The organism is Salarchaeum sp. JOR-1 (assembly GCF_007833275.1).
GTDB lineage: Archaea > Halobacteriota > Halobacteria > Halobacteriales > Halobacteriaceae > Salarchaeum.
Window position 1 is genome coordinate 121,954 of the sequence record NZ_CP042240.1, and the last position, 22,683, is coordinate 144,636.

At 66.7% G+C, this 22,683-nt stretch carries 29 protein-coding genes; 15 read left to right on the forward strand and 14 right to left on the reverse strand.

Annotation, left to right across the window (positions count from 1 at the left end):
- Positions 1 to 302 precede the first annotated feature (302 nt).
- The 3 genes from FQU85_RS00580 to FQU85_RS13195 all read left to right on the forward strand — a co-directional run bounded on the left by FQU85_RS00580 (position 303) and on the right by FQU85_RS13195 (position 1,995).
- Positions 303 to 1,163 (forward strand): ParA family protein, encoded by an 861-nt coding sequence (locus tag FQU85_RS00580; protein WP_145843360.1) that lies wholly within the window; start codon positions 303 to 305, stop codon positions 1,161 to 1,163.
- Positions 1,163 to 1,582, forward strand: a complete 420-nt coding sequence (locus FQU85_RS13190) for a hypothetical protein (RefSeq protein ID WP_168219902.1) — start codon at positions 1,163 to 1,165, stop codon at positions 1,580 to 1,582. The genes FQU85_RS00580 and FQU85_RS13190 overlap by 1 nt, the downstream gene beginning before the upstream one ends.
- A gap of 236 nt (positions 1,583 to 1,818) precedes the next feature.
- Positions 1,819 to 1,995 (forward strand): hypothetical protein, encoded by a 177-nt coding sequence (locus FQU85_RS13195; RefSeq protein ID WP_168219903.1) that lies wholly within the window; start codon positions 1,819 to 1,821, stop codon positions 1,993 to 1,995.
- Positions 1,996 to 1,999: 4 nt separating this feature from the next.
- Here the strand turns inward: FQU85_RS13195 and FQU85_RS00590 are convergent, their stop codons facing one another.
- On the reverse strand, positions 2,000 to 2,440 hold the full coding sequence (locus FQU85_RS00590) for a pyridoxamine 5'-phosphate oxidase family protein (RefSeq protein WP_145843367.1): 441 nt from the start codon (positions 2,438 to 2,440) through the stop codon (positions 2,000 to 2,002).
- A gap of 85 nt (positions 2,441 to 2,525) precedes the next feature.
- Here FQU85_RS00590 and FQU85_RS00595 point away from each other — a divergent pair, with 85 nt between their 5' ends.
- On the forward strand, positions 2,526 to 2,882 hold the full coding sequence (locus FQU85_RS00595) for a hypothetical protein (protein WP_145843375.1): 357 nt from the start codon (positions 2,526 to 2,528) through the stop codon (positions 2,880 to 2,882).
- Here FQU85_RS00595 and FQU85_RS00600 read toward each other — a convergent pair.
- The 3 genes from FQU85_RS00600 to FQU85_RS00610 form a co-directional block, all read right to left on the reverse strand.
- Positions 2,879 to 4,351 (reverse strand): MATE family efflux transporter, encoded by a 1,473-nt coding sequence (locus FQU85_RS00600; protein WP_145843381.1) that lies wholly within the window; start codon positions 4,349 to 4,351, stop codon positions 2,879 to 2,881. The genes FQU85_RS00595 and FQU85_RS00600 overlap by 4 nt on opposite strands.
- Before the next feature lie 138 nt (positions 4,352 to 4,489).
- Positions 4,490 to 5,245, reverse strand: coding sequence for a hypothetical protein (locus tag FQU85_RS00605; protein ID WP_145843389.1), 756 nt, complete (start codon positions 5,243 to 5,245; stop codon positions 4,490 to 4,492).
- Between the two features lie 43 nt (positions 5,246 to 5,288).
- Positions 5,289 to 6,452: a DUF2092 domain-containing protein gene (locus FQU85_RS00610; protein ID WP_168219904.1), complete on the reverse strand. Its 1,164-nt coding sequence runs from the start codon at positions 6,450 to 6,452 to the stop codon at positions 5,289 to 5,291.
- 186 nt (positions 6,453 to 6,638) lie between these two features.
- Between FQU85_RS00610 and FQU85_RS00615 the strand changes: the two genes are divergently transcribed.
- On the forward strand, positions 6,639 to 7,916 hold the full coding sequence (locus FQU85_RS00615; RefSeq protein ID WP_168219905.1) for a glycosyltransferase family 87 protein: 1,278 nt from the start codon (positions 6,639 to 6,641) through the stop codon (positions 7,914 to 7,916).
- On the opposite strand, the gene FQU85_RS00620 is transcribed toward FQU85_RS00615, so the two are convergent.
- From FQU85_RS00620 to FQU85_RS00635, 4 genes are all read right to left on the reverse strand, one after another.
- On the reverse strand, positions 7,913 to 8,197 hold the full coding sequence (locus tag FQU85_RS00620; RefSeq protein ID WP_145843413.1) for a hypothetical protein: 285 nt from the start codon (positions 8,195 to 8,197) through the stop codon (positions 7,913 to 7,915). The genes FQU85_RS00615 and FQU85_RS00620 overlap by 4 nt on opposite strands.
- 30 nt (positions 8,198 to 8,227) lie before the next feature.
- The gene (locus FQU85_RS00625) at positions 8,228 to 8,545 is read right to left on the reverse strand and encodes a hypothetical protein (RefSeq protein ID WP_145843425.1); all 318 of its coding nucleotides are present in this window, start codon (positions 8,543 to 8,545) and stop codon (positions 8,228 to 8,230) included.
- On the reverse strand, positions 8,542 to 8,880 hold the full coding sequence (locus tag FQU85_RS00630) for a winged helix-turn-helix domain-containing protein (RefSeq protein WP_145843435.1): 339 nt from the start codon (positions 8,878 to 8,880) through the stop codon (positions 8,542 to 8,544). The genes FQU85_RS00625 and FQU85_RS00630 overlap by 4 nt, the downstream gene beginning before the upstream one ends.
- A gap of 701 nt (positions 8,881 to 9,581) precedes the next feature.
- The gene (locus FQU85_RS00635; protein ID WP_145843449.1) at positions 9,582 to 10,826 is read right to left on the reverse strand and encodes an orc1/cdc6 family replication initiation protein; all 1,245 of its coding nucleotides are present in this window, start codon (positions 10,824 to 10,826) and stop codon (positions 9,582 to 9,584) included.
- 822 nt (positions 10,827 to 11,648) lie between these two features.
- Between FQU85_RS00635 and FQU85_RS00640 the strand changes: the two genes are divergently transcribed.
- Together FQU85_RS00640 and FQU85_RS00645 are read left to right on the forward strand one after the other, a co-directional pair.
- Positions 11,649 to 11,960: a hypothetical protein gene (locus FQU85_RS00640; protein ID WP_240792387.1), complete on the forward strand. Its 312-nt coding sequence runs from the start codon at positions 11,649 to 11,651 to the stop codon at positions 11,958 to 11,960.
- Positions 11,957 to 12,463, forward strand: coding sequence for a winged helix-turn-helix transcriptional regulator (locus tag FQU85_RS00645; RefSeq protein ID WP_145843457.1), 507 nt, complete (start codon positions 11,957 to 11,959; stop codon positions 12,461 to 12,463). The genes FQU85_RS00640 and FQU85_RS00645 overlap by 4 nt, the downstream gene beginning before the upstream one ends.
- A 9-nt stretch (positions 12,464 to 12,472) precedes the next feature.
- Here the strand turns inward: FQU85_RS00645 and FQU85_RS00650 are convergent, their stop codons facing one another.
- Positions 12,473 to 12,994 (reverse strand): hypothetical protein, encoded by a 522-nt coding sequence (locus FQU85_RS00650; RefSeq protein ID WP_145843468.1) that lies wholly within the window; start codon positions 12,992 to 12,994, stop codon positions 12,473 to 12,475.
- 513 nt (positions 12,995 to 13,507) lie between these two features.
- Here FQU85_RS00650 and FQU85_RS00655 point away from each other — a divergent pair.
- Together FQU85_RS00655 and FQU85_RS00660 are read left to right on the forward strand one after the other, a co-directional pair.
- Positions 13,508 to 13,684: a DUF1059 domain-containing protein gene (locus tag FQU85_RS00655; RefSeq protein WP_145843477.1), complete on the forward strand. Its 177-nt coding sequence runs from the start codon at positions 13,508 to 13,510 to the stop codon at positions 13,682 to 13,684.
- Between the two features lie 25 nt (positions 13,685 to 13,709).
- Positions 13,710 to 13,991 (forward strand): DUF202 domain-containing protein, encoded by a 282-nt coding sequence (locus FQU85_RS00660; RefSeq protein ID WP_145843488.1) that lies wholly within the window; start codon positions 13,710 to 13,712, stop codon positions 13,989 to 13,991.
- Positions 13,992 to 14,094: 103 nt separating this feature from the next.
- Here the strand turns inward: FQU85_RS00660 and FQU85_RS00665 are convergent, their stop codons facing one another.
- On the reverse strand, positions 14,095 to 15,057 hold the full coding sequence (locus FQU85_RS00665) for an alpha/beta fold hydrolase (RefSeq protein ID WP_145843498.1): 963 nt from the start codon (positions 15,055 to 15,057) through the stop codon (positions 14,095 to 14,097).
- 2 nt (positions 15,058 to 15,059) lie between these two features.
- A complete protein-coding gene (locus FQU85_RS13560; protein ID WP_145843507.1) occupies positions 15,060 to 15,482 on the reverse strand; it encodes a hypothetical protein in 423 nt (140 codons plus the stop codon).
- Positions 15,483 to 15,665: 183 nt separating this feature from the next.
- Here FQU85_RS13560 and FQU85_RS13200 point away from each other — a divergent pair, with 183 nt between their 5' ends.
- From FQU85_RS13200 to FQU85_RS00680, 3 genes are all read left to right on the forward strand, one after another.
- Positions 15,666 to 15,830, forward strand: coding sequence for a hypothetical protein (locus FQU85_RS13200; RefSeq protein ID WP_168219906.1), 165 nt, complete (start codon positions 15,666 to 15,668; stop codon positions 15,828 to 15,830).
- Positions 15,831 to 16,127, forward strand: a complete 297-nt coding sequence (locus FQU85_RS00675) for a hypothetical protein (RefSeq protein ID WP_145843516.1) — start codon at positions 15,831 to 15,833, stop codon at positions 16,125 to 16,127.
- A gap of 224 nt (positions 16,128 to 16,351) precedes the next feature.
- Entirely contained in the window at positions 16,352 to 16,822 is a 471-nt protein-coding gene (locus tag FQU85_RS00680; protein ID WP_145843524.1) for a pyridoxamine 5'-phosphate oxidase family protein, read from the forward strand.
- Positions 16,823 to 16,833: 11 nt separating this feature from the next.
- Here the strand turns inward: FQU85_RS00680 and FQU85_RS00685 are convergent, their stop codons facing one another.
- Entirely contained in the window at positions 16,834 to 18,165 is a 1,332-nt protein-coding gene (locus tag FQU85_RS00685; protein WP_145843532.1) for a hypothetical protein, read from the reverse strand.
- Between the two features lie 88 nt (positions 18,166 to 18,253).
- On the opposite strand from FQU85_RS00685, the gene FQU85_RS00690 reads away from it, so the two are divergent.
- The 3 genes from FQU85_RS00690 to FQU85_RS00700 all read left to right on the forward strand — a co-directional run bounded on the left by FQU85_RS00690 (position 18,254) and on the right by FQU85_RS00700 (position 20,912).
- Positions 18,254 to 19,423 (forward strand): PQQ-binding-like beta-propeller repeat protein, encoded by a 1,170-nt coding sequence (locus tag FQU85_RS00690; RefSeq protein WP_145843543.1) that lies wholly within the window; start codon positions 18,254 to 18,256, stop codon positions 19,421 to 19,423.
- Positions 19,424 to 19,513: 90 nt separating this feature from the next.
- Entirely contained in the window at positions 19,514 to 20,518 is a 1,005-nt protein-coding gene (locus FQU85_RS00695; protein WP_145843553.1) for a lysylphosphatidylglycerol synthase domain-containing protein, read from the forward strand.
- Positions 20,519 to 20,564: 46 nt separating this feature from the next.
- Complete coding sequence (locus FQU85_RS00700) at positions 20,565 to 20,912, forward strand: VOC family protein (protein WP_145843562.1); 348 nt, start codon at positions 20,565 to 20,567, stop codon at positions 20,910 to 20,912.
- A 17-nt stretch (positions 20,913 to 20,929) separates the two neighbouring features.
- Here the strand turns inward: FQU85_RS00700 and FQU85_RS00705 are convergent, their stop codons facing one another.
- Together FQU85_RS00705 and FQU85_RS00710 are read right to left on the reverse strand one after the other, a co-directional pair.
- Entirely contained in the window at positions 20,930 to 21,595 is a 666-nt protein-coding gene (locus FQU85_RS00705) for a winged helix-turn-helix domain-containing protein (protein WP_168219907.1), read from the reverse strand.
- Between the two features lie 251 nt (positions 21,596 to 21,846).
- Positions 21,847 to 22,683, reverse strand: coding sequence for a DUF1641 domain-containing protein (locus tag FQU85_RS00710; protein WP_145843584.1), 837 nt, complete (start codon positions 22,681 to 22,683; stop codon positions 21,847 to 21,849).

Below are 22,683 nucleotides of genomic sequence, written 5' to 3' on the forward strand. Positions count from 1 at the left end.
ACGGTCACGGACAGCCAAACCGCCGGCTCGGATCGCCGTTGGCCATCGGCGGTCGGAACCCGAAGACCGATAGAGTATAGCTATATCTTATAGGTGAATCGTATAGTCAGTAAGTATAGTCGGAGTGTATAGAAATTCCGTATAGTGAGGAGGGAGCGGTCTGTAAGGGGTATAGCGGGGGAAGCGAGCGGTACCCTACGCCCATAAAGTATAGTTATAGAGTATAGCTATATGGTATAGCTGTATATTGTGGCTGTTGGTTGTGACCTATCTTTATCAGTGATGCGTGTGTCCCCCCGTGTATGCTGACGTACACCCCAGTGTCGGAGGCGGGCGGCGTGGGAAAGACCACGACCGCCGCGACACTCGCAGTCAGTCACGCGCGGAACGGCCAGGACGTTCTCGCGATAGACATGGACACGCAGAACGGAAGTCTGACGTACTTCTTCGGGCCGGACTACGACCGGGGCGACCCGGACGCGGACAACCTCGTCCGCCACCTCGTCGGCCGCCCGAAGGGCGACTTCGCCGACCTCACGCAGACCGTCGAGGCGGGCGTCGACCTCGTGCCGTCGCACAACATGCTCGAGGACGTCCACGAGTTCCTGCTCAACGAGAAACAGCAGGCCGAGCGGCTCGGCGAGTCGTTCAGCATGTACCATCAGCTTCACCGCGTGCTCAAGGACGCGAACGTGCGCGACGAGTACGACGTGGTCATCGTCGACACCGCGGGGAAGGCTGGGCCGATCCTGTACAACGCGCTGGTCGCAGTTCGGAACGTCGTGATCCCGTTCGAAGCGACCGCGAAAGGCCAGGAGTCCATCGAGGGCCTGGACGACCTGGTGGACGGCCTGGAGGAGAATATCGGCGTCGACGTGGGCGTGCTCGCCGTCCTTCCACTTGGGTTCAAGAACACGCGCGACCAGCGGGAGATTCTGGAAGATCTCCGGGTGCAGGGGTTCCCGGTACCGGTCGTCATCGGAGAGCGGAGTTCGCTGATGGAGGGGTGCTGGAAACAGCAATGTAGTCCATTCCGCTATATCGAAGAACACCGGGAGCGAGAGCGGGAGTACGAGCTCGAAACCATAGAACAGTTCGAGGAGCTCGCTCGCTACCTCGAACGGGAGGCTGGACTCGACACGCCCGAGGGGGTGACCGCGTAATGGGACTCAAATCGGGGTCGCGGGACGCCGGCCTCGACGACGAGGAGGTCGACGAAGACGTGGCGGACGGACAGAGCGAGTCCGAAGCGGTCGAGCAGCCGGAGACAGAGAATGAATCGGCGGCGTCGAGAACGGCGGACACGGTGGGGTCGGAGAGCGAGGCGGACGACCGGCCGTCGATGAGTTCGATTCCGTATAAACTCCGCCGGGACAAGGTGAACGAGGGACGCGAGCAGGTTCCGTACTTCCTCCGAGAGGAAGTCGTCGCGGGCGAGGACGACTTGCAGGCGGAACTGGAGGACGTACTCGACGAGAAGGTGTACAAGTCGGACTATCGGGAGGCGGCGATGGTAGTCGCGCAGCGCAATCCCGACCTCATCGCGGACGTGCTCCGCGAGTGGGGATACGACCTGGAGTAGCCTCGGCACTCGACCACCACACCACTGTGTCCGCTGTTCTTCGCGTGTTCGAGTCCGCAACCGAACCGTATCCACACCCTCATAACTACACTCTGTAACTATGTTTTATAGCTATATCTTATAACTATACTCACACGGGTGTTTTTTGAGTTGCTGGCGGGTGCGTCGGCCGGCTCGTGTGTACGGGCACGGTGTGTATCGGAACGCTCTTTTTCGAGCGGGGAGAGTGCTCGCGTATGGCATCTGCCCTCCAGAGCCCGCTCGTTCGGTACGGCATGGGTGCGAGTTCCGCAGTCGTCCTCTTCGTAATCGCGTTCACCTTCGCCGAGGGAATCGTGCAGACGATGCTGTTCGTGCTGGCTGTTGTAGAGCTGCTCATCGTCCCCCAATTTCTGAAAGCTGCTGCGGAGTAGCCGGTCACTTCATCCGCTGGCTGTAGTCCCAGCTGTAGAGTTCGTCGGGACGGAGTTCGATCCGCACCTCCTCGCGGTCGTCGTCCAGCAATCGCCCGGCGAGCGCGGAGTCCGTTCCGCCGAGGTAGCGTTCGAGGAGCGAGCGGAGCAGTTGCTTCCCGTCGTCGGGGTCGACGGTGACGGTGCCGTTTCCGCGGACGCCCCGATACGGCGGGTCGTTCACCGACACGTCGAACGCGACGTGTGAGTCCCCCCGGAGGAACCGCACGAGGTCGGCGTCCGCGCCGGTCGCGCACGCGAACACGCCGTTGTCGTACTCGTACCAGAGCGCGACCGTCCAGAGCGTGCCGTCGGGGCGGTGGGTCGTCAGGCGGAGCGGGACGGCCGTATCCGTGAGGAACTCGGCGACAGCCGATTCGTCCCAGACGCCGCGGAAGTCGGTCATGCATCGAGTACGCCCGCCACCATCGAAAAGGTGTCCACCGCGCGCCGGTCGCCGGAGTTATCGTCGCGGCCGTCGACGCCCGAGTATGGAGACGACGACACTCATCACACTCGGTGCGGTCGGCGTGGTGTTGGTCGGCGGCACGGCTGTCTTCCTGTGGCGGCGGTCGTCCGCAGACGAACGGGAGTCCCGGCGCGCGCACGAGGCTGCACAGGAGCGCGAGCCACCTGTGGAACTCGGCGAGGCGTACGAGTTCGGTATCGCGGAGTTCACCGACCACCACTCCGGCGAGCGCGTCGCCGTCGGGAAGGTCGAGGGGTTCGTGGTGTTCACCGAGGACGTGCCGGACTCCGTGCAAGAGGGTGACGTCATCCGCGCGAAAATCCTCTCGTTCAATCAGGGGAAGACGTCCGCGGACGCGACGTTCGTCGACACCGGTTAGTCGTCAGTCCCGACGACTTCCTCGGCGTCGACGCGCTCCTCGGTGAGGTCGGCGTCCCGCCACGTGCCGCGCTTGTACCACGCGTAGGCGAGGACGCCGCCGAGGACGTTCGAGACGGCGAACGCGACCCAGATACCGGTCTCGCCGAGCGGGCCGGACGCGATCCACGCGATGGGGAAGCGAACGAACCCGAGAATCACCACGGAGATGACGGCCGCGGTGAGCGTTTTGCCGGCGCCGCGGAAGCTCCCGACGTACGCCTGCGTCACGCCGATGAAGCCGAACGTGAGCGCGACGTACCGGAGGAACTCCGCGCCGACGGCGACGACCTGGGCGGCGTCCGCCTGGTCGGCCCCGACGAACGCGGAGATGATGGGTTCGGGGAACGCGAACACGACGAGACCGGCGAGCGCGAGCACGACGAACAACACCTTGCTCGCGAGGTCGGCGGCGGTGGCGGCGCGGTCGGGATTGCCGGCACCGATATTCTGTCCAGTCATCGTTTCGACCCCGCGCGAGATGGCGATAGCGGGGAGGAAAATGACGGAGAACACGCGGGTGCCGACGCCGTACGCGGCGACGACCGCGTCGGGGAAGAACGCGACGATGAACAGGAGGAGGTTCATCGAGATGGCGCGCCCGCTCCCCTCGATAGAGGCGGGGCCGCCGATGCGGACGAGCCGGCGGAGGTAGTCGAGGTCGGGCGCCATGTCGCGGAGGTTGATCTGGACGCCGCGGCGGCCGCGGAACATGATGGCGAGGCCGACGACGAGCGCGAGCGCGCGGGAGAACACGGTGGCGATGGCGGCGCCCTGGATGCCGAGTTCGGGGAACGCGAGCGTGCCGACGACGGGGGCGTTCTCGACGACCGTCCAGCCGAAGATGAGGAAGGGGTCGAGGACGATGTTGAGGACGACGCTCCCGAACATGACGACCATCGGCGTGATGGTGTCGCCGTACCCCCGCATGAGGGAGATGAAGACGGCGAACCCGAACATGAAGAGGAGGCCGAGCGAGATGACTTCCATGTAGCTGGTGGCGAGCGGGAGCACGTCGGCGGACGCCCCCATCACGGAGAGGAAGTCGTCGACGAAGACGTAGCCGACGACGCCGAGCACGACGGAGATGATGGCGGCGAACGTGACGGTCTGGGAGGCGGCGTACTCGGCTTCGCGCTCCTCGCCCGCGCCCGTGAACTGGGCGACGAGGACGCTCCCGGCGACGGAGACGCCCAGCCCGACGGAGATGAGGAGGAAGACCATCGGGAACGCGAAGCTGATCGCGGCGAGCGCGTCGGTGTTGTACTGCCCGAGCCAGAACGTGTCGGCGAGGTTGTACGCGGTCTGGAAGAGGTTGGTGATGACGATGGGCAGCGAGAGGTAGAAGAGGGGTTTGCCGATGCTGCCGGACGTGAGGTCGAACTCCTCCGGGCCCTTGAAGAGGCGTTCTATCTGCTGGCGGACGCCCATCAGACAGCCACCTCGACTGGTGGTGCGGGTGGTTCGGGGAGCGGAGGGGGTCTCGTCAGGAGGTGGCCGAGAGTCATTCGTTACACGTGCTTACTGACTGGTCAGTCAAAAGGATTCCGTGTCGCGTAGCGTCCCCGATTAGACGAACACGAGGAACAAACCGAGCGCGAATCCCACGAGAGCGATGACGAGACCACCGAGAGAGGTACGCGCCATCCGAAACACGGTCTCGCGCGGCGAACGATCCGAAACGACGAGCGGCGTGAGACTCGCCCCGTCGCTCGTGGCGCGGCCGACGACCGTCACCTCGTCGCCGGGTTCGATGCGCTGTTCGGTGTAGCGTCGCGTTCCGATGGAGAGCGGGCGGAAGACCGGCCGAAGGAGAGCGGGCGGTGTCTGCCACCACGTCGATGACGGAATCCCGTCGTGGTCGCGAGCGAACGACCGAATGGACTCGGGCGGCGTGTCGTCGGGTCGGACGGTCGCGACGGTCGTCGTGTCCGCGATGACGGTTCGGGTGGTTTCGTCGACGGATACGGTCGCGGCGGACGTGGTGAGGTCGAACGGAACGGCCGCGGTGGCCTCGTGGACGGTGACGTACCAGGGGAGGACGTAGAGGAAGCTGAGGCGTCGTTCCTCGACCTGATACCGGAGCGCGACGCAGTCGGTGTCGCTGAACGGCGCGGTGAGCGAGTCGGCCGCGTGTTCGACGGTGCCGGTGAGACGGACGAGCGCGTTCGCGCCCGCGCCAGCGAGGGTGTCCATCTGTGGGGCGCGGACGACCGCTGACGCGCGCCAGACGTACCGAGCGCTGGCCGCGAGAACGACCACGGAGACGAGAAGGAGGAAACCGCCGAAGAGCGTCGATGCCGCGAGTGACGTGGAGAACGTCATGTGCGAGAGTGGAACGCGGGCGGCGTGTACGTGTCGGGGAGTTTCAGGCCGAGAAACTGTGCGGAACCGTCAGGGTACCACGCCGCGTAGGAGCGCGTGCCGCTTGGTCCGCCGGCGTCCCCGCTGACGTTTCTCCCCCCTCCACGAGCGACGACGCGACCGCGAGGAGGAGGTCGCGGTTCTCGCCCGTGACCGTGTACGTCGCCGAGTCGGTCTGCCACCGCACCAGCTGTCGGTCGCCGCTCTCGACGTACCGAACCGTCGTCCCGTTCACGCGCACTGGCTCGCCCTCCAGTCGGCGGTCGGCGGCGGGAACGCGCTTCGTGACGCGGAGGCTGGTGTCGTTCGGCGTCGTGTACGTGAGCGTGATGCTCGTCTGATTTCCGTACGCCAAGAGCATGCCGTCCTCGAACTGATAGGGCGCGGGAACGTCCGGCGAGGGAACCGCGACGGTCGTGTTCGCGCGGAGGTTCGTGAGGTCGTCGGCCGTGATGACGCGGTTCGTGGTGACGGTCGCGGACTCCGGGATGTTCGGGTCGAACCGGTCGGCCGCGAACGCCGGGTCGAGCGTGACGTTCGTCACCTCGATGGTGACCCGGGACGTGGAGTTGTCGGTCGCGTACGTCATCCGGGCTTTCACCGGAATCCGTCGGTCGCGGTCGACCCAGACGCGCGTCGTCCGGTTCGCCGCCGCGGCCTGCGTGACGAACTGGTAGGGGCCGCTGCTGGCGCCGACGCGAACCGACGCGTTCGCACCTTCGACGGCGTACTCGACCGCGAACCCGTCTTCTTGGTTCGTCTCGCCTTCGTAGGTCGCATTCCGTTCGAGCAAGTCGGAGAGCCGCTCGAAGAGGTCCGGCGGCGTCGTCCCGTACGTCACGACCGCGCGGTTCGTCCGCGGAACGTACTGAACCGTCGCCGAATCGTTGGTGACGATGCGCATCCCATCGATTCGCTCGGGTTGGCGGTACGTCGCGTTCGTCCGCCCGTGGCTGTGCGCGACCCGGTACGTGATGGTTTCGTCGAACGAGCCGTTCAGCGTGACGTGAACCGTCGCCGCGTACGCGTCGATCGCGTCGAGCTTGGCTATCGCGGTCTGCTTGACCTCGGCGGCGCTCGGCTGCGTGTCGCCCGGCAGGGCGGCACACCCCGCACACACGGAGAGCACGACGACACCCAGGAGGGCCAGTAGCGGGCGGGAACGCATGACGCCAGAAACGTCCGTGTGCGCGTCCGTAAACCCCTCGGTGTCGCCCCTGGTTTCAGAGCGAGAAACTGTCCGGGCCCCGTTAAGCCGGCGGACGACATCGACTCCGACAATGTCCCCGTTCACGTCCCCCTCCCCCGACAGCGACGCCACAATTCGCCGCACGAACCGCCGCCGGTGGTCGCAGTGACCACGGCCTCCCGTGCCCGGCGCGCCGTCCGCGCCGTCCTCGCGTTCGGCGTGCTCGTCGGAAGCCTCGTTCCGGCCTACTTCTTCCTGCTCGCGGACACCACGCCGTTCGCGTGGGACTTCCGCGCGTACCATCACGCCGCTGCGCTCGCGCTCGACGGCCAGCCGTTCGTCGGCGTCTCTCCGCCCGTCGGCGGCGGCGAATGGGTGTACCCCCCGATTACTGTCGCCGCGTTCTACGCGTACACGCTCGTCTCGTGGAGCGTAGCGTACCTCGTGCACGCGGCGGCGAGCATCGTCGCCGGCCTCGCGTGCGCGCATTTCGTCCTCGGCGACCTCCGGAACCGCGGCGTCACGCTCTCTCGAACCGACACCGCGCTCGTCGCCGCATTCTTCACGCTCAGCACGTACCCGATGGTCGTGCTCGGCCAAGGCCAACTCGGGCTGTTCGTCCTCCTCGCCCTCCTCGGCGCGTATCGAGCGCTCAACGCGGGCCGCCAGCGGACGGCGGGCGGGCTGCTCGCGCTGGCGTCCGCGTTCAAACTCTTCCCGCTGTTCCTCCTCGTCTGGTTCGCGCGACGGCGCGCGTGGCGAGCAATCGCGTGGTGTCTCGGCACCGTTACGGCGCTGTGCGCGGCGGGCGTCGCGGCGTTCGGCTGGTCGCTCCACGCGGAGTACGTCCGGTTCATCCTGTTCGAACGGAGTCGCGTCAGCGAACTCGCCGCCGGGATGAGTCCGAACGTCTCGGCGCTGACGCTCCAGCGCCCGCTCGCGGCCCTCCTCCCGGACGTAGAGCCAGTCGTGTACACGGTGCTCGCCGCCGCCCTCCTGCTTCCAGTGCTCGGCATAGTGTACACGCACGTCGGCACGCAGCGCGACCGCGCCGTCGCGTACCTCGCGACGCTCGTCGTGCTGTTGCTCGTCTCCCCCGCCTCCAACGTCCATCACGTCCTCTACGTCTACGTGCCGCTCGTCGCGCTCCTCTACACGGTCGGCGACCCGGTCGTGCGCGCGTGCTTCTTGACGGGGACAACGCTCCTGCTCGCGCCGGTTCAGCCGGCGATACTTGCGGACGTGCTCAGTGCGGCCGGCGCACCCGCGTCCGGCACTGCGACCGTGGTCGCGGCGAGTCACGCGGTGCTGTCCGTCGGATCGCTCGCACTCTACGGACTCCTCGTGGTTCTCGGCGGCTGTGTCGTTCACGCGGCGCGCTCGCGGCCGGTCAGCGAACCGGCGACGACCCCGAGCGAGCGGCGTGTCGCGGAACAGGATTAGCGGACGAGCGCGTAGAGGATGACCAGCACGGCGAGGCTGTCCGCGCCCTGGCGGAGAATCGCGCTCTGAAGCGGCGTGACGAGCGTGGCGGCTTCGAACACGTACTCGAGGAGGAACGGCGTGAGCACGAGGACGAGCGTGCCGACGGCGACGGCGAGCATCGCGGTGCTGTCGTGGCGCCGATACCCCCGGTAGGCCTGCACGCTCACGAGACCGCCGACGCACACGAGGAAGGCGTCGAGAACGACCTGCCAGATTGCGACGGTGGTGAGCGCGCTCATCTCCCCTCACCGGTCACGTGTGTCTGTTCGTTAGGTGTCATAGATGGCGTACAGGATGACGGCGAATCCGAGAAGCTGTGCGACCGACCCGACGATCGAGACCACCGCACTGGAGAGAGCGGTCGCCGTCGAGAGCGAGAGGTTCACGAGCTTCGGAACGGGAACGACGAACAGGAAGCCGACGCCGAGCGCGAGCAGGTGGCGGCTGCCGGTGCGGCGGTAGCCGCGGCCGATGCGAACGACGAGCACGCCGCCGAGCAGCGTCGCGAGGCCGACGCTGAGGAACAACCCGAACACGAGGAGTGGCGCGCCGCCGCTCGTGGATATTGAGACGCCACCGACGTTCATCGGAGTTCCTCGAAAAGGTGCGTGAACTGGTCGGCGGGGTCGTCGCGAACGAACACGTCCACGGCGAGGTCGCCCGATTCGAGTTCGACCACCGCGCGCTCGAACGTTGCCGAATACACCGCGTGGTGATTGCCGTCAGACGCGATTCGCTGACGTTCGGCGACCAGGTTCTGTTCCTGGAGGCTGTCGAGGCGGCGGTAGATGGTCGGCGGGGAGGCGTCGCAGCGTTCGGTCAGCGCCTTTGCGGACAGCGCCTCGGTGCTGGTTTCCTTGAGGATCTCGCGAGCGTACTCGTCGTCGAGGAGGGACAGCACGACGCGTTCGTCCTCACACATCACGTGTCACCGGCGCGGCTGACCGACGGAGTGTGCCCGCGGAGGGCGTACGTGCCGACAGGACTGCTGCGGTGACACCAGGTGCGTGTGGCGAACCGGCAACTGGTGTCGCGCCCCAGTCGTCAACGCTCATACACGCCATGGCACGGTATCGCGTATGATTCTTTGCATCTCTGGCCAACACATCCGGGCGAGGCGAGGCGCACCGCGGGACGGATAAGAGGCGAAAATCGGAGGGTGGCGAGGGGATACACACCACTGCGTCCGCTGTTCCGTGGTGGCTGGAGCGCTGTTCGGCGCGGAACGGAGACGACACCCACCCCACCGTGTCCGCTGTTCCGCGGACGGGCGGGCGAATTCAACCCAGGTCGTTCCGGTGGTCGCGCACACCACCACGTCCGCAGAAAACGGGCCGAGTGCACACCACCACGTCCGCCGTTTTGATGACACGTTCAGAACGAGATGCCGTGAGAGGAGACCCCACCGCGTCCGCAGTTACAGTCGCGCGTGTCGACCAAGAACCCGCTAGCTACTGACGGTGTCCGAACCCCACCATGTCCGGAGTTATCGCCGGGTAGACGGCCGTACGAGCCCGAGAGTGAGGGATGGTGTTCGCGTGAGTGAGGGACGGTGTTCGCGTGGGTGGCGCACACAAACACGGCGAACTAAGAGACGGCTGTCCGAACCGGGAGGGGTCGTGTTCAGGCGGTGTCGGTGGTGCTGATGTCGACGTCTTCGAGCGCCTGATCGACGACGGACTCGTGAATCCCGACGAGTTCGACGGTGTCAGACATGGCTTCGAGGACTTGTTTGACGTCCATGTCGAGCGTGTACTCGCGGTAGGTGCCGCCGCGGCGTCCCTCGTTGCGTTCGGTGACGCCGACGATACCGAGCATGGTGAGTTCACTGAGGTGGTCGCGCATCCGGCGCGGAACGAGCGGATCCCGTTCGGCGAGTTCGGCGAAGCGGGTGTATCGGGGGCGGATGTCACGCGAGCGAACCGGTGTGTTGCCTTCGAGCTCGTGAGTGAGGAGCGCGTAGAGGACGAGGTGACCGTGTTCGGTGAGTCCGCGAACCCCCTCCTCGATGCGGCCGCGTTCGAGTGCGTTCCGTCCCTGTTCGACGTGGTCTTCGGTGACAGTGGTGCCGTCCTGGTCGCGGGCGATGTCGCCGGCTTTCATCAGGAGGTCAATAGCCTGTCGCGCGTCGCCGGCGTCTTTCGCGCCGTAGGCGGCGCAAAGCGGGATAACGCCATCGTCGAGCACGCCGTCGTGAAAGGCGACGTCGGCGCGCTGCTGGAGGATGGCGATGAGGTCGGTCGCGTCGTAGGCGGGGAAGTGGATTTCGTTCTCGCAGAGGCTTGATTTGACCTTCGGGGAGAGGTCTTCGCGGAAGGAGAAGTCGTTGGAGATGCCGATGATGCCGACTTTGGCGTTGGAGAGTTTGTCGTTGGCGCGGGCGCGAGGGAGCTGGTAGAGAAGACTGTCGTCCTCGATGTTGTCGATTTCGTCGAGGACGATGAGGACGGTGTCGCCAAGGGAGTCGAGTTCCTCCCAGAGCATGTCGTAGACGGCGGCGAGCGGGTAGCCGGTGGTGGATATCTGGTTGGATTCGTCGCGGAGTTCGTTGACGAGGTGCGTGGCGACCTGATACGAGGAGGAGAGGCCGTCACAGTTGAGGAAGTTGAGGCTGAGCGTGATATCGTCGTACTGGGCGGCGTCCTCACGGAGGTGGGAGAGAAGGTAGCGAGTGGCGGCGGTTTTGCCGACGCCGGTTTTCCCGTAGAGGAAGACGTTGTTGGGCTGTTCGCCGTTGATGATGGGTTGGAGGGCGGACTGATAGGTGGTGAGCTCGTCGTCCCGTCCCACGAGTTCCTCGGGCTGGTAGTCTTCGCGGAGAGCGTCGCGGTCTGTGTAGATGTCCCGGTCCCGTTCGAACAGCGCCATGGGAACGAGTGTCGCGTACAGTATCATAAAACCACCGCGTCCGCAGTGTCCGCAGAAACTGTCTTTATAAGAAAACGGCGGTACACACCCCCTCCACTATGTCCGCAGAAACACGCCAATCGAGGAGGGGGGACGCACCAACACCGAATCCCGGCCTATAGTAAGAGAAAGAACTAATACATACTATGGAAAATAGTCCATTAGCTCAATACAAATATATCCAGTCGTCGTGTATTGTAATTGGCAGTTCTCGTTGTCTTGGCTCGTATTTCACCGGCCATCACACCCACCCCTCCGTCTCTTCCGAGAACTGCGGACAAAGTGGGGTGAGGGTCTAGCGTCATCTCCTCCAGCCACGGATCTCCCGAATCCTCCCGTTTCGACGCTTCTCTTCCCGAGTACCTCGATACCAGCCGCCCCTCTAACGCCGACGACCACCCCACTATGTCCGCAGTAACTCTCTACTACAACCTCCCTAAACCGGGAATTCGGCGACTCGAGTGAACGACTTCCACGGTTCTGCGACGACTTCCACGACTTCGAGTGAACGACTTCCGCGGCGCTGCGGTGTTCTCTTTTTGTAGTGACGGGGCTTCGTCCCGGCGATGCACAGGGCGTCCTCCGAGCGCCGTCGAACGGTGCGCTCAGTGTCGTTCTGCTGGAACTCGAACAGCGGTACGTTCAGCTCCACGGACCGCGTTACGTTCGGCTCCCGTTGGCGATCCTATCCGACCGCGTGTGTCGCACGTCGCCTTTCCGACGGAGCGCTCAATCCCGTCCTGAAGCGAACGACATACACTGCTCGACCCCGAAGAGACGCGCGTGCAGTACCACGGTGGCGGCCCGAGCATGCTCCTCGTCGCGGTACTCCTCACCGCGGCCGCGGTCTCCGGTCTGCTCGTCGCGCTCGCCACCGCCGTCTACGTGCGGCGCCGCCAGCGGTCGTACCTCCTCATCGTGCTCGCGTTCACGGCGCTGTTCGCGCGCGCTATCGTCGCATTGCTCGCCGCTTCGAACACGATACCGACGGCCTTCCACCACGTTCTCGAACACGGTCTCGACGTGGTGATGGCTTGTCTCGTCGTTGCGGCCGTCTACTACGCCCGTACCGTCGAACGCGCCAACACACAATGACGACACGCACACAAATCGCTGACCGAATCGCCGCGGATCCCGGTATCCACTTCAACGCGCTCGTCCGAGAACTCGATCTCGCGCCCGGCCAGGTTCAGTATCACGTCCAGCGTCTCCTGCGCGCGGGAACGCTCGTCGAGGAGTCCCTCTACGGCCGCACCCACTACTATCCACCCGAGTACGACGCGTTCGAACGACGCGCGCTCGCGCTCGCGCGCCGGGAGAACTCCCGTGACATCCTCTTCGCGTTACTTGACGGCGACCGCCGGGCGAGCGCGCTCGCCGACGAGCTCGCCCTCGCTCGCAGCACGCTCTCCTATCACGTCAGCCGGCTCGTGGCGGTCGGACTCGTCGAGAAACACAAGGACGCCCAGCAGCGCGTCGAACTCACACTCACCGATCCGGATCGCACCGCGCGCATCCTCGCGGATATCGAGCCGTCGCTGCCCGAGCGACTCGTCGACCGACTCGAACGCCTCCTCGACTCCGTCTTCGAACCGTAGGCCCGTCGCCTACGATGTCCGTTCCGCGGTCTGGGTTCTCCGGCGACGCTGCCGGTGTACCCAGAGAACGAGTGCGGCGAGACAGAGGAGTACGAACACCGCCAGCGAGATGATCGTGTGAAGGGTGACGTACAGCAGGTCGGGGTCGGGGACGCCGGTGACGACGCCCAGCCACGCCTCGAACGGGAGCAGAGCGGTGGCGAGCGTCACCGACCACCGGGTCAGGAAGAAGTCACGTACCCGCCACCACGCAACGCCGGTCGCGGCGAGCATCACCAGACCGGTGAGGAACGCGACCGCGCGGTGAAGCCACTCTGCCACGATTTGCGCGTACGTATACTGTGAGGACGCGGCCGCGTTCGCGAGCGGCACCCACTCGCCGGCGCACTTCGGGAAGTCGCCGCCGCAGGACATCCAGCCGCGGAGCGCGACCGACTGAATGGCCGCGGCCGTGAGGAGTACGGTTCCGAGCAGCGCGAGCGTGACGAGCCACCGGAGAACGCGTGGCCCGTCCAGCGACAAACGGTGCATACCACCGACTGCCCCACGAGGTTACTTGCGTGTACTGCTCTCTCACCCGGTTTCGAGAACCGTACCACGAACTACGAGTGGCTGGCCGCCCTCCGCGTCGACCGCCGATTGTCTCTGCGCACTCCGCTGCGTTTCCTCGCGTCCCCGTGAGCCGTCTCGGTGCGTAGGCAGCATACCCCGACGCGCGTCCGGGTGCGGCGAGTGACTCACGCGCTCGGTTCCGCGATCGCCCGTGCGACACTGCCGTCGCCGGGTGGATGCGTCGGTGAGCGGGCGGCAGTGTACACGTCGTCCAGACAGTCGGCGGCGTCGAGCGAGCGGAGCGCAACCACTCAGCGTCCGGTGGCCCGGATTCGGTATTCGGTGTCTCCCGCGTTCCGTGCCGAGCCCCTCGACGCCGCACAGCGGGCCGACGCCACCCGCACGTTCCGCGCCGCACCCGTCGGTATGCGGTCGTGTACGCGTCGAACGTCCACGCTAACAAGGTGGGGCGCGACCGTACTGTGAAGTGCGATGGCATACCAATTCACGTGTACGGCGGACGATTGTGCGTTCCAGGTGCGGTCGAACGAGCGCGACGAAGTCGTCGACTTCACGCAGGAACACGCCGAGGAGATGCACAGCCTCGACCTGTCCCGGGCGGACGTGCGGGACGGCTTGGAGAGCGTCGAGATGGCCGCGGACGACTAAGTAGGTGGGCGTCCGAGCGGACGCCATGACCGACGACGAGGACGACACGGCGACCAGTCTCGCGAGCGAACGCACCCGGTTGGCGCGCGAGCGAACGATCCTCGCGCACATCCGCACGGGGTTCGCGTCGTTCCTCTTCGGCGTTGCCGTTCTGGGCTTGTTCTCCGGGCCGACGGCGCTGCTGGGCGTGTTGTTCCTCGGTATCGGCGTGCTGTTCCTCGTCACCGGCTGGCTGTCCTACCTCCGGAGCAACCGCCGCGTCAGCGGAGTTCTGGAGGAAATCGAACGCCCGTTCCGGCGGCGCTGATTGGTCGACACCGAGCGGCCTTGCTGGACGGCGTTCGTCGTCGCGTTCACGTCGGTGTCGCGCGCGGCGGGTCGTGCGAGCGAGAACGAGGGACGGGGGTGGATTAGTCGTCCGCTTCGACGCGCCGGGGGGCCTGCTCGTTCAGTTCGACGGCCACGTCCGCGGGCGTGAGCGTGTCCGGGAGTTTCGTACTCCGGGTGCCCGCGATGTCGTCGAGGATTTCGGCGAGGTAGGCGTTGAACAACACGGGGTTCTCGCTCATCGGGAAGTGCCCGATTTCGGCGATTTCGACCGCTGTCGAGCCCTCTCCCACGCCGTCAGCGACCGCGCGGCCGTCCTCGGGCGTCGTGAGGTAGTCGTATTCGCCGTTCACGACGTACAGCGGGCAGTCGGTCGCGTCTATCTGGTCGAGTTTCTCCCGGTAGTCGTGGTCGACCGAGTAGTAGTACAGGTCGCCCTTGAACACGCCCGTCGCGCCCTGTTCGTAGTGGTACATCGTCTCGCGGCGCGCGGATTCCGGGCTCTGCGGCGCCATCAGTCCCCAGCAGGAGTACGCGTTCACTTCGGTCGTGTTGACGTGGGGGTGGTCGAGCCAGTCGATGTAGAACCCCGGGCTGTGCGCGCCGCATTCGAGGCCGATGAGCGCGCGGAACTTATCGGCGTGCCAGTCCGCGAGTTCGAGCGTGATATTCCCGCCCATGCTCGACCCCATGTAGATGGGGTCGTCGAGGTCGAGGGCGTCCACGATGCCGACGATGGTGGACACGAACTGTTCGGCGGTGAGCCGGTAGTCCGAGTTCCACCAGTCCTGGCCGACGGGCGGCACGGACTTCCCGTGGTAGGGGAGGTCGTACGCGATGACGCGGTATTCGTCCGTGATGGCGGGGTCGGTGAGGAGGTGACGCCACTCCTGGTTGTTGCAGCCGGCGGTGTGCTGGCAGATGAGCGGGATGCCGTCGGACGGGCCCGCGGCCTCGTAGTAGATGCGGTGGTCGACGCCGTCGATGTCGACGTGCACGTACTTGCCGGTGATCTTCTCCGTGTCGCCGTGGTCGTAGGATTCCATGGTCAGGCGCCTCCGTTGTTGTGGCTGTGCCGTAGCAGGTCGAGCGCGCGCTGGAACGCCCGCAGGTTCTGGAAGACGCGCTTGTTGTCGCCCGTGATCTGGAGGCGGTCGTCCTCGCCGGCGACCGCGCCCCGGTAGTGCGAGGCGATGAGTTCGTGGTTGAACGCGGGCGGCGTCTCCTGCAGGAACTCCTCCCAGGCCTGTTCGCTTCCGGTTACGCCGAACGCCCACTCGTGGTCGAGTCCGGGTTCGGGGACGATGCTCTCGACGCGGCCGCCGTCGACTTCGACGAGCCAGTCGGTGTCGCCGATTTCGATGCGGAAGTTCTCGCTGAACTTGTCGTGGCCGCGCACCGACATCTCGGGGTCGGCGTTCACGGTCGTCTTGTAGTGTTCCCACCACTGGTGTGTGCCTACTTCTGTCATAGTCGGGTGCGCTCCGACGGGAGCACACTCCTCTCTACGGAGATCAGTCACTTCGTTAGGACTCCCATTCAGCGCCCCTCCCGTTACGACCGGACGGTCGAGTGTGCGGAAAGCCCGCCGTACTCGGACGCCGACGCGCGCGGACGGGCGCCTAACTAACCGCCCGGGCGTGGTCTCCCCGGTATGATGCGTGCACGTCGAGCCCTCACGGAGCGCGGTATCGAGACACGCGTGGCGAACGCGGACAGCGACGGCGGCGCCCGGTACGCCGACGCAGTCGACTATCCGGGAGCGCGCTTCGGGATCGTCGAGCTACCTGGGGACGAAACCCGCGGCCGAGACCACTAGATGCGCCTTCAAGACGTCCGGGAGTACGTCGACCGCGAGCTCACGTATCCAATCGATAGCGACCGCGTCCGCGAGCACGTCGGCGACCTCACCGTCGACGCCCCCACGGCCGACGCCTCCAGAACGGTCGGGGATCTTCTGCCGGCCGGCAACGACACCTACGAATCACCGGCGGCGCTCGCGAACACCCTCACGGCGAACCTCCCCGACGAGTACGTCGGACGGAAGTACTACGACGACCGCGGACCGAACATCGACGCCGACGGCCCCCGGGACGAAGAGAACCAGTCGTTCTAGCGTTCACGCCGCGTTCGCTCGGAACCAAACCGCGTGACGGCGGCCCGAAGAACAGCGGACACGGTGGGGTGGCGCGCGGTCGCACCCACTGGCGACACCCCCGGCGTACTGAACCGGAAACGCCGACTGGGCGACACGATCCGCCCGTGATCCAACGGCCGCAGTCGCCGTTTGGTATCTCCCACGAGGAAGCGCATATATATACGCCCGGCTAATCCGAACCCATGACTAGCGAACTCGAGCGCCCCGCGGTCGACCAGCTTCTCAGGGCGAACGGTACCGGGGTACTCGCGCTCACGAACGGTACCGGGGTACTCGCGCTCACGAACGGGCCGGACGCGTACTCGTTTCCCGAATCGTTCGGCTACGACGGTGAGGCGCTGTACTTCCAGTTCGTGTACGACGAGGACAGCAAGAAGATGGCGTTTCTCGAAACGACCGACACCGCCTCGTTCACCGTGTACACGACCGACCCACCGGAGAGCGTGATCGTCACCGGCCCCATCGAGAAAGTCCCGGAGGCGGACAGAACCGTCGCAGCGGCAGTCATCGCGGAGAACGCCGAAATCCCGACCCTCAACACAGACCCCGAGAAACACCCGCGAGAACTCACCTTCGACTTCTATCGTCTTCTCCCGCGTGAGCTCTCCGGGCGGGTGTTCCGCGATATCGCCTCCTCGCAGACCCGCTCCTGAACCGCGCGCGGTTACGCGGCGAGCGGTCGGGAGAGTATCCAGAGGGAGAGAACGGTGTATGCGACCATGAGCGCGACCAGCGGTGCGTGGGCCCGGAGCGAACGCCGGGGGTAGTCGGCGCGGAGGACGTGGTGGGCGGCGGCGACGGCGACGAGATGGCCGGCGACGACGAGGACGACCTGTCCCGTCCAGTACGCGGGAACGGAGAGCCAGGAGAGGAGGACGGGCGGGGCGCCCGTGAGCGTGCCGACGAGCACGGCGGCGTTCTCGACGAGGTGCGTGGCGTTATGCGCGAGTTCGTACGCGACCGCGATGGGGAGCAGTGACCCGGCGACGGCGCGCGCGACCGTTCGTACGTCGTCCGTGACGGTGTGCGCGACCACGGTCGTGACGGCGGTGAACGCCGCGAGGAAGACGAGTAGACCGGCGACGTAGACGAGCAAACCGGGCGCCTGTCCCGCGCCGAGGTCGCGGAGGGCGAGGGTGAGCGTCTGGTATTCGGGCGTGCTGGTGAAGCCGTCGAAACTCACGGTGTACACGCTCGCGACGACCAATGCGACGACGCCGATGGACGCGACCGGGCGCGCACAGCCGGTCGACGGTCGGCGGGCGGCGACGAGCAACCGACCGTCTCGCTCGCGAACCGTGACCGGGGCGACGCGTCCGACGAGGCCGTAGAACACCTCGAAGAGGTCCGCGCGCCGGTACCACTCGCGGCCGAAGACGACGCCGCCGACCACCATCACTGTCGCGTACGCCGCGAGCAGCGCGCTCGTCGCCGCGGGCGACCGCGGGAGGACGGTGAGGTTCTCGAACACCCCCACGACGATCACGAACCCGATGGTCGCCGGCCACTCGGCGAGCCACGGCGGATACCCACGGCCCGTGATTCGTTCGCCTTCGAGGACTTCCAAGAGGCGATGAACGGTTCGCCACGGCGACAGCGCGCGCCACGGACTCCCGGCGAGCGCGGCGGCGACGAGCACGCCCTTCAGCCAGAGCACCCAGAACACGACGACCGCCGGGTTCGTCGGGGTCGCCCGTCCCAGCACGCCCGCCGCGATCACGCCCGCGAACACGACGAGGCCCGCGACCGAAGCGGCGATCCGGGCGACGTTACCCACGTCCGACGGGAGCGTTCCGAGCGCGCGGCGTCCGCGCTCGGCGCTGTCGGTGCGAGCGAGCCAGAGCGCGGTCGCGGCGACCGTTGCGCCCGCGCCGAGGTAGAGGAGACCGAGGGGGAGCGGCGCGTCGAATCGCGTCGCTGTCACGTCGTGTGCACTGGCGGTCGAGACGGCCAGGGCGAGCGCGGCGAGCACGGGAAGCGCGCGGGCGATCGGCATCGGTCGAGTTTGACGCCCTCGTCGGAAAGCGGTAGTGGTACGCGCGTCGAATAGTGTGAGTTTTCCGGCGCTATCTCCACCCTCCTGTATGCGCCGGAGGACGACGGCGGTCGCGGCGGTGCTGGTGCTCGCGCTCGCGGGCGTCGGTGCGTACGCCGTCCTGAACGGTGGCGGGCCGGGGACGCTCGACGTGGCGTGGGTGAGCGACACCGACCGCCCGAACCAGGTGAACCACCACCCCGTGGCCGTCGCTGGCACCGGTGAGGACGCGACAGTGCTCGCGCCGGTGAGCGCCGTGTCGGGGAGCAGCGGCCACTGTCGACTCGTCGCCCTCGACGCGAACGGCACGCGGCGCTGGAGCGCCGGGATCGCCGACCGGGCGTGCGCGATTCACGGCATCGGTGATCCGACCGTCTTCGACCTCACGGACGACGGGGATCGCGAGGTCTTCGTTCCCACGGCTGAGAACGCCGTCTACGGGTACGACGTGTCGAGCGGCGAGCGCGAGTTCGCCGGGGCCATGACGTCGTTCGGGTACAGTAAATCCATCGCGCTCGACGACCCGCGTCGCGTCTTCGCTATCGACTTCGGCGGCCGCGCGTACGCCTGGCACCCTGACGGCTCAGTCGCGTGGAACGTCTCCGTCGCCCCCGCCATCATCGCGGATCCGATCGAGATGGACGACCGCATCGTCGTCGGCATGACCGACGCCACCATCGCCCTCCACGAGAACGGCACGCGCGCGTGGTCAGTCCCCGTCGGCGCGGAGTGGCTCGTTCGGGTGGACGAGACCCGGATCGTCGCGTCGAACGGCCCGCGCGTTTCGAGCATTGACACCAGCACTCGAACAGTCGAGTGGACGCTCGACACCGCCGGTCGCGCGGTCGTTCACGACGCCACGGACGGCGACGGCGACGGCACGCGCGAACTGTACGTCGGGAGTCGCGGCGGCCGCGTCCTCGCCGTCGACGCCGCCACCGGAACCGTCGAGTGGCAGACCCGGCTCTCCGAGACGACTGCCCTCACTCCCGCGCCTATCACCGGAAACTTCACCGCCAGCCCCGGCCCCGAGGTCGCCGCAGTCACCCACAGCGGACAGGTCGCCGTCCTCGACGCCGACGCCGGCGACGTCGTTGCGTCCTACGAGCGCGACGTGGTCGTCTGGGTGCACCCGACCGCCGCCGACATCGACGCCGACCCGCTCGACGAACTCCTCGTGATGTACGGTGACGGCCGTGTCGTCGCTCTCGACGCCTAACCCGGGAACCGTGAGACACGGGACTGCCTCGGTCTCGCCGGGTGGGACGAGCCCGGAGCGTTTTTCCACGTCCTCCGAGAACTCGCAGCCGTGCGTCGCTCACTCCGGTTCCTCCTCGGGACGCTCCTCGGGCTGACGGTGCTGGCCGCCTCCGTCTACACGGTCGGTGCGGACGCCGTCCTCGCGCGCGCAACCCGGCTCTCGCCGGTGCTCTTCGCCGCCGTCCTCGCGCTCGTGGTCGTCGAGGGCGTCGTGGACGCTGTCGGTGTCTGGGCGTCCATCCGCCCACTGAACGGCGGGCTCTCTCCCCCGGAGAGCGTGCAGTTCGCGCTGGCCGGCGACTTCTTCGACATCGTGAGCCCCGCCGGGCCAGTCACCTCGGAGCCGATTATGGCGCGGTTCATCAGCGTCGCCACCGACACCGGGTACTCCGACGCGCTCGGCGTGCGCTCGGTCGCGAAGTACGTCAAATCCGGCACACAGGTGGTGTTCTCCGCGATGCTCGGCGCGGTCGTGCTCCTCGACGCGCCGGACGCGACCGGTGTCCTGTCGGTGCTCGTCGTCGCCATCGGCGGTCTGCTCGCGCTCGGCGCCGTCGCGCTCGCGTCCCGCGACGCGGTGTCGCGCCTGCTCGTCGCCACGGTGACGCCGCTCGTCGCGCGGGTGTCTGCGCTCTACCGCGACCGACCGCACGACCGCGCGACCGTCCGACGTGCCGTCGAACGGTTCTGGGATCGCATCGTCGCGTTCCGCGGAACGCCCGGTCTCCTCGCCCTCATCGCGCTCGGCGGCGTCCTCGAACAGCTCGCTACCACGCTCGCGCTCTGGGTCGCCCTCCACGGTATCGGCCAGCCCGTCGCCCTCCTCCCGATTCTCGTCGTCGTCCCCCTCCCGCAGGTGGCGAGCGCCGTCCCGATTCCCGGGAGTCTCGGCGCGTACGACCTCCTGCTCGGGGGCGCGCTGGTGGTCGTGACGGCCGCGCAGAGCGCCCCGGCCGCCGCTGCCGTGCTCGTCCTCCGCACCGCCACCCTCGTGTTCGGCGCGACAACCGGCGGTATCTGCGCCGCGTTCCTCCGCGGGTGGCGGCCGACGTAATGAACGCGCCGAAACGCACACAAGCCCGCCGCGAGAGCGTCCGCTCGTGTCTGGCATCGTCTTCTATCGGACGGAGAATCGCGCGGCCCTCGTGGAGTGGTACACTGAGACGTTCGACGCGGACGTCTGGCTCGAACAACCCGGCTGTACAATCCTCGCCTTCGAAGGGTTTCGGTTCGGGTTCTGCGACGCCGACCACACCGAGACGGAGGGCGTCATCACGTTCGTCTACGACACCACGAATGCGGTGGACGCGATGCACGACCGTCTCGGCACCGCCGCCCGCGAGGACCCGCACGAGAACGACCAGTACCGCATTTACCAGTTTTTCGCGAACGACCCGGACGGCCGTACCGTCGAGGTGCAGTCCTTCCTCCACGAAACACCCGAGTGAACGGGCAGACGCGGTCGTCACTCCCGGTTCTCGACGTATGGCTCGAAGACGGCTTGGACGGCGTCTGCGAACGCCGGGACGGCGACGTTCTCGTCGTCGTCGAACGTGACGGCGATTCTCGATCCGTCTGCGACCCGGACGCGAACCACCGAGAACTCTCCGAAGTGGAGGGTGTCCGACCAGCAGTCCGCCCCGGAGACGGTGATTTCGTCCAGCGAGTGGTCGAAGATGAGGGTTCGGAGTCCCTCTTCGAACTCCCTGTCCGAGTACGACGCCTCGACCGCAGGGTCGATGTACCAGATCGTTACCATTTCGCCGTCGTAGGTTCCGATACACCGCAGCCCCTCGCCGAATTCGTCCCGGGCCAGGTCGACTATCTCCCGTAGTTTCGGGCTGTCCGGATCCGCGACGTCCCAGTCGACGTTCTGGACGGCCTGCTGTATCTCCGGCCAGGCCGTCCGTCCCGTCTCTGTGAGGCCGTAGTATCGGTTGACGGTTCGGGCTTCGGGGACGCGGAGTTCGACGACGCCTTTGTCTTTGAGCTGGGACAGCGCGCGAGAGACGTGGGGGCGCGCTACGCCCACGCTGTCCGCGATTTCCGTCGGGGTTGCGCGCGTGTTCGAATCCGGGTTCTCCACCGACAGCGAAAGTCCCGGGTACGGGCTGTCAATCGTGAACGACATCACCGACATTCACGACTGGGACATCCGCGTCGTCGAGGGCACCACGCGCGACGCTCGATTCGAAATCACCGGCATCACGCGTTCGAACGAAGAATGACGCCGCCCGGACGCTGCGCTACCACCACCGCGCGGAACGCACACGCCGGCCGCCCCCGACGGACAGTGAAACCGTCCGGCGGGACTGGAGCGCTCTCCGGTATTTCTGGCGGCGCCCCACCGCCGTGTGGTGCGTATCGAACCGCACCCCGTCCTCAGTCCTCGGCGCCCTCCTGACTGCTCCCGAGGCCCCGGGCCGCGGCGACCAGTCGGCCGAGCGCGCGCCTGACATCGGCGTCGAACAGCGCCCGGACGAGGCCGAAGAAACCCACGGGCTTGGGGTCGTCCGTCGCGAGGCCCTCGACCGTGGCGTCGATGGCGTCCGTGACCTGCGGGTCGCCCAGCGTCTGGACGAGCGCAACCATGTTGCCGGCGTTCCGGCCGAGTTCGTACATCTCGACGTCGTTCTCCGCGTGGGCGTCCGCAAAGCCCGCGGCAGCCATCCGGAGGTCTCGGATCACGTTCCGGTTGTCCTGCGCCACGTCTCGCAGTTCCGGCGCGAGATCCATCGCGAGGTCGTGCGTCGCGTCAAGCAAGTCGAGTAACTCTGCGAGCGTGTCGGCGTTCTCGCCGAGGCGTTCGAGCAACACCAGCGTCTCCTCGCGCTCGACGGCCATCCGGAGCCGTTCGACGACGTCGCGATTCTCGTGGATGGCGACCCGCAACTCCGGCACGAGGTCGTCGGCGAGGTCTTTCGAGGCCGCCAGCACGTCGAGCAGTTCGACGAGCGTGTCCGCCTCCTGACCGACCCGCTGGAGGAGGACGAGCGCCTCCTCGCGTTCGACGGCCACGCGGAGCTCCCGGATCGGCTCGCGGTTCTCCCGGACGCTCTCGCGGAGTTCCGGCGCCAGGTCGGCGGCGAGTTCCTCGGCGACCGCGAGCAACCGGAGTAACTCCGCGAGTTCGTCTTCGTTCTCGTCGATTGCCCTGGCCAGTTCGGACTCGTCGTCGATCGAACCGGTCGTATCGGCGGATTTGGCGTCACTCGTCAT

What these genes read in the sequence shown, in the direction of transcription:
- FQU85_RS00580 (WP_145843360.1), top strand. Translation starts at nt 303, where the DNA reads ATGCTGACGTACACCCCAGTGTCGGAGGCGGGCGGCGTGGGAAAGACC.
- FQU85_RS13190 (WP_168219902.1), top strand. Translation starts at nt 1,163, where the DNA reads ATGGGACTCAAATCGGGGTCGCGGGACGCCGGCCTCGACGACGAGGAG.
- FQU85_RS13195 (WP_168219903.1), top strand. Translation starts at nt 1,819, where the DNA reads ATGGCATCTGCCCTCCAGAGCCCGCTCGTTCGGTACGGCATGGGTGCG.
- FQU85_RS00590 (WP_145843367.1), bottom strand. Translation starts at nt 2,440, where the DNA reads ATGACCGACTTCCGCGGCGTCTGGGACGAATCGGCTGTCGCCGAGTTC.
- FQU85_RS00595 (WP_145843375.1), top strand. Translation starts at nt 2,526, where the DNA reads ATGGAGACGACGACACTCATCACACTCGGTGCGGTCGGCGTGGTGTTG.
- FQU85_RS00600 (WP_145843381.1), bottom strand. Translation starts at nt 4,351, where the DNA reads ATGGGCGTCCGCCAGCAGATAGAACGCCTCTTCAAGGGCCCGGAGGAG.
- FQU85_RS00605 (WP_145843389.1), bottom strand. Translation starts at nt 5,245, where the DNA reads ATGACGTTCTCCACGTCACTCGCGGCATCGACGCTCTTCGGCGGTTTC.
- FQU85_RS00610 (WP_168219904.1), bottom strand. Translation starts at nt 6,452, where the DNA reads ATGCGTTCCCGCCCGCTACTGGCCCTCCTGGGTGTCGTCGTGCTCTCC.
- FQU85_RS00620 (WP_145843413.1), bottom strand. Translation starts at nt 8,197, where the DNA reads ATGAGCGCGCTCACCACCGTCGCAATCTGGCAGGTCGTTCTCGACGCC.
- FQU85_RS00625 (WP_145843425.1), bottom strand. Translation starts at nt 8,545, where the DNA reads ATGAACGTCGGTGGCGTCTCAATATCCACGAGCGGCGGCGCGCCACTC.
- FQU85_RS00630 (WP_145843435.1), bottom strand. Translation starts at nt 8,880, where the DNA reads ATGTGTGAGGACGAACGCGTCGTGCTGTCCCTCCTCGACGACGAGTAC.
- FQU85_RS00635 (WP_145843449.1), bottom strand. Translation starts at nt 10,826, where the DNA reads ATGGCGCTGTTCGAACGGGACCGGGACATCTACACAGACCGCGACGCT.
- FQU85_RS00645 (WP_145843457.1), top strand. Translation starts at nt 11,957, where the DNA reads ATGACGACACGCACACAAATCGCTGACCGAATCGCCGCGGATCCCGGT.
- FQU85_RS00650 (WP_145843468.1), bottom strand. Translation starts at nt 12,994, where the DNA reads ATGCACCGTTTGTCGCTGGACGGGCCACGCGTTCTCCGGTGGCTCGTC.
- FQU85_RS00655 (WP_145843477.1), top strand. Translation starts at nt 13,508, where the DNA reads ATGGCATACCAATTCACGTGTACGGCGGACGATTGTGCGTTCCAGGTG.
- FQU85_RS00660 (WP_145843488.1), top strand. Translation starts at nt 13,710, where the DNA reads ATGACCGACGACGAGGACGACACGGCGACCAGTCTCGCGAGCGAACGC.
- FQU85_RS00665 (WP_145843498.1), bottom strand. Translation starts at nt 15,057, where the DNA reads ATGGAATCCTACGACCACGGCGACACGGAGAAGATCACCGGCAAGTAC.
- FQU85_RS13560 (WP_145843507.1), bottom strand. Translation starts at nt 15,482, where the DNA reads ATGACAGAAGTAGGCACACACCAGTGGTGGGAACACTACAAGACGACC.
- FQU85_RS13200 (WP_168219906.1), top strand. Translation starts at nt 15,666, where the DNA reads ATGATGCGTGCACGTCGAGCCCTCACGGAGCGCGGTATCGAGACACGC.
- FQU85_RS00675 (WP_145843516.1), top strand. Translation starts at nt 15,831, where the DNA reads ATGCGCCTTCAAGACGTCCGGGAGTACGTCGACCGCGAGCTCACGTAT.
- FQU85_RS00680 (WP_145843524.1), top strand. Translation starts at nt 16,352, where the DNA reads ATGACTAGCGAACTCGAGCGCCCCGCGGTCGACCAGCTTCTCAGGGCG.
- FQU85_RS00685 (WP_145843532.1), bottom strand. Translation starts at nt 18,165, where the DNA reads ATGCCGATCGCCCGCGCGCTTCCCGTGCTCGCCGCGCTCGCCCTGGCC.
- FQU85_RS00690 (WP_145843543.1), top strand. Translation starts at nt 18,254, where the DNA reads ATGCGCCGGAGGACGACGGCGGTCGCGGCGGTGCTGGTGCTCGCGCTC.
- FQU85_RS00705 (WP_168219907.1), bottom strand. Translation starts at nt 21,595, where the DNA reads ATGTCGTTCACGATTGACAGCCCGTACCCGGGACTTTCGCTGTCGGTG.
- FQU85_RS00710 (WP_145843584.1), bottom strand. Translation starts at nt 22,683, where the DNA reads ATGACGAGTGACGCCAAATCCGCCGATACGACCGGTTCGATCGACGAC.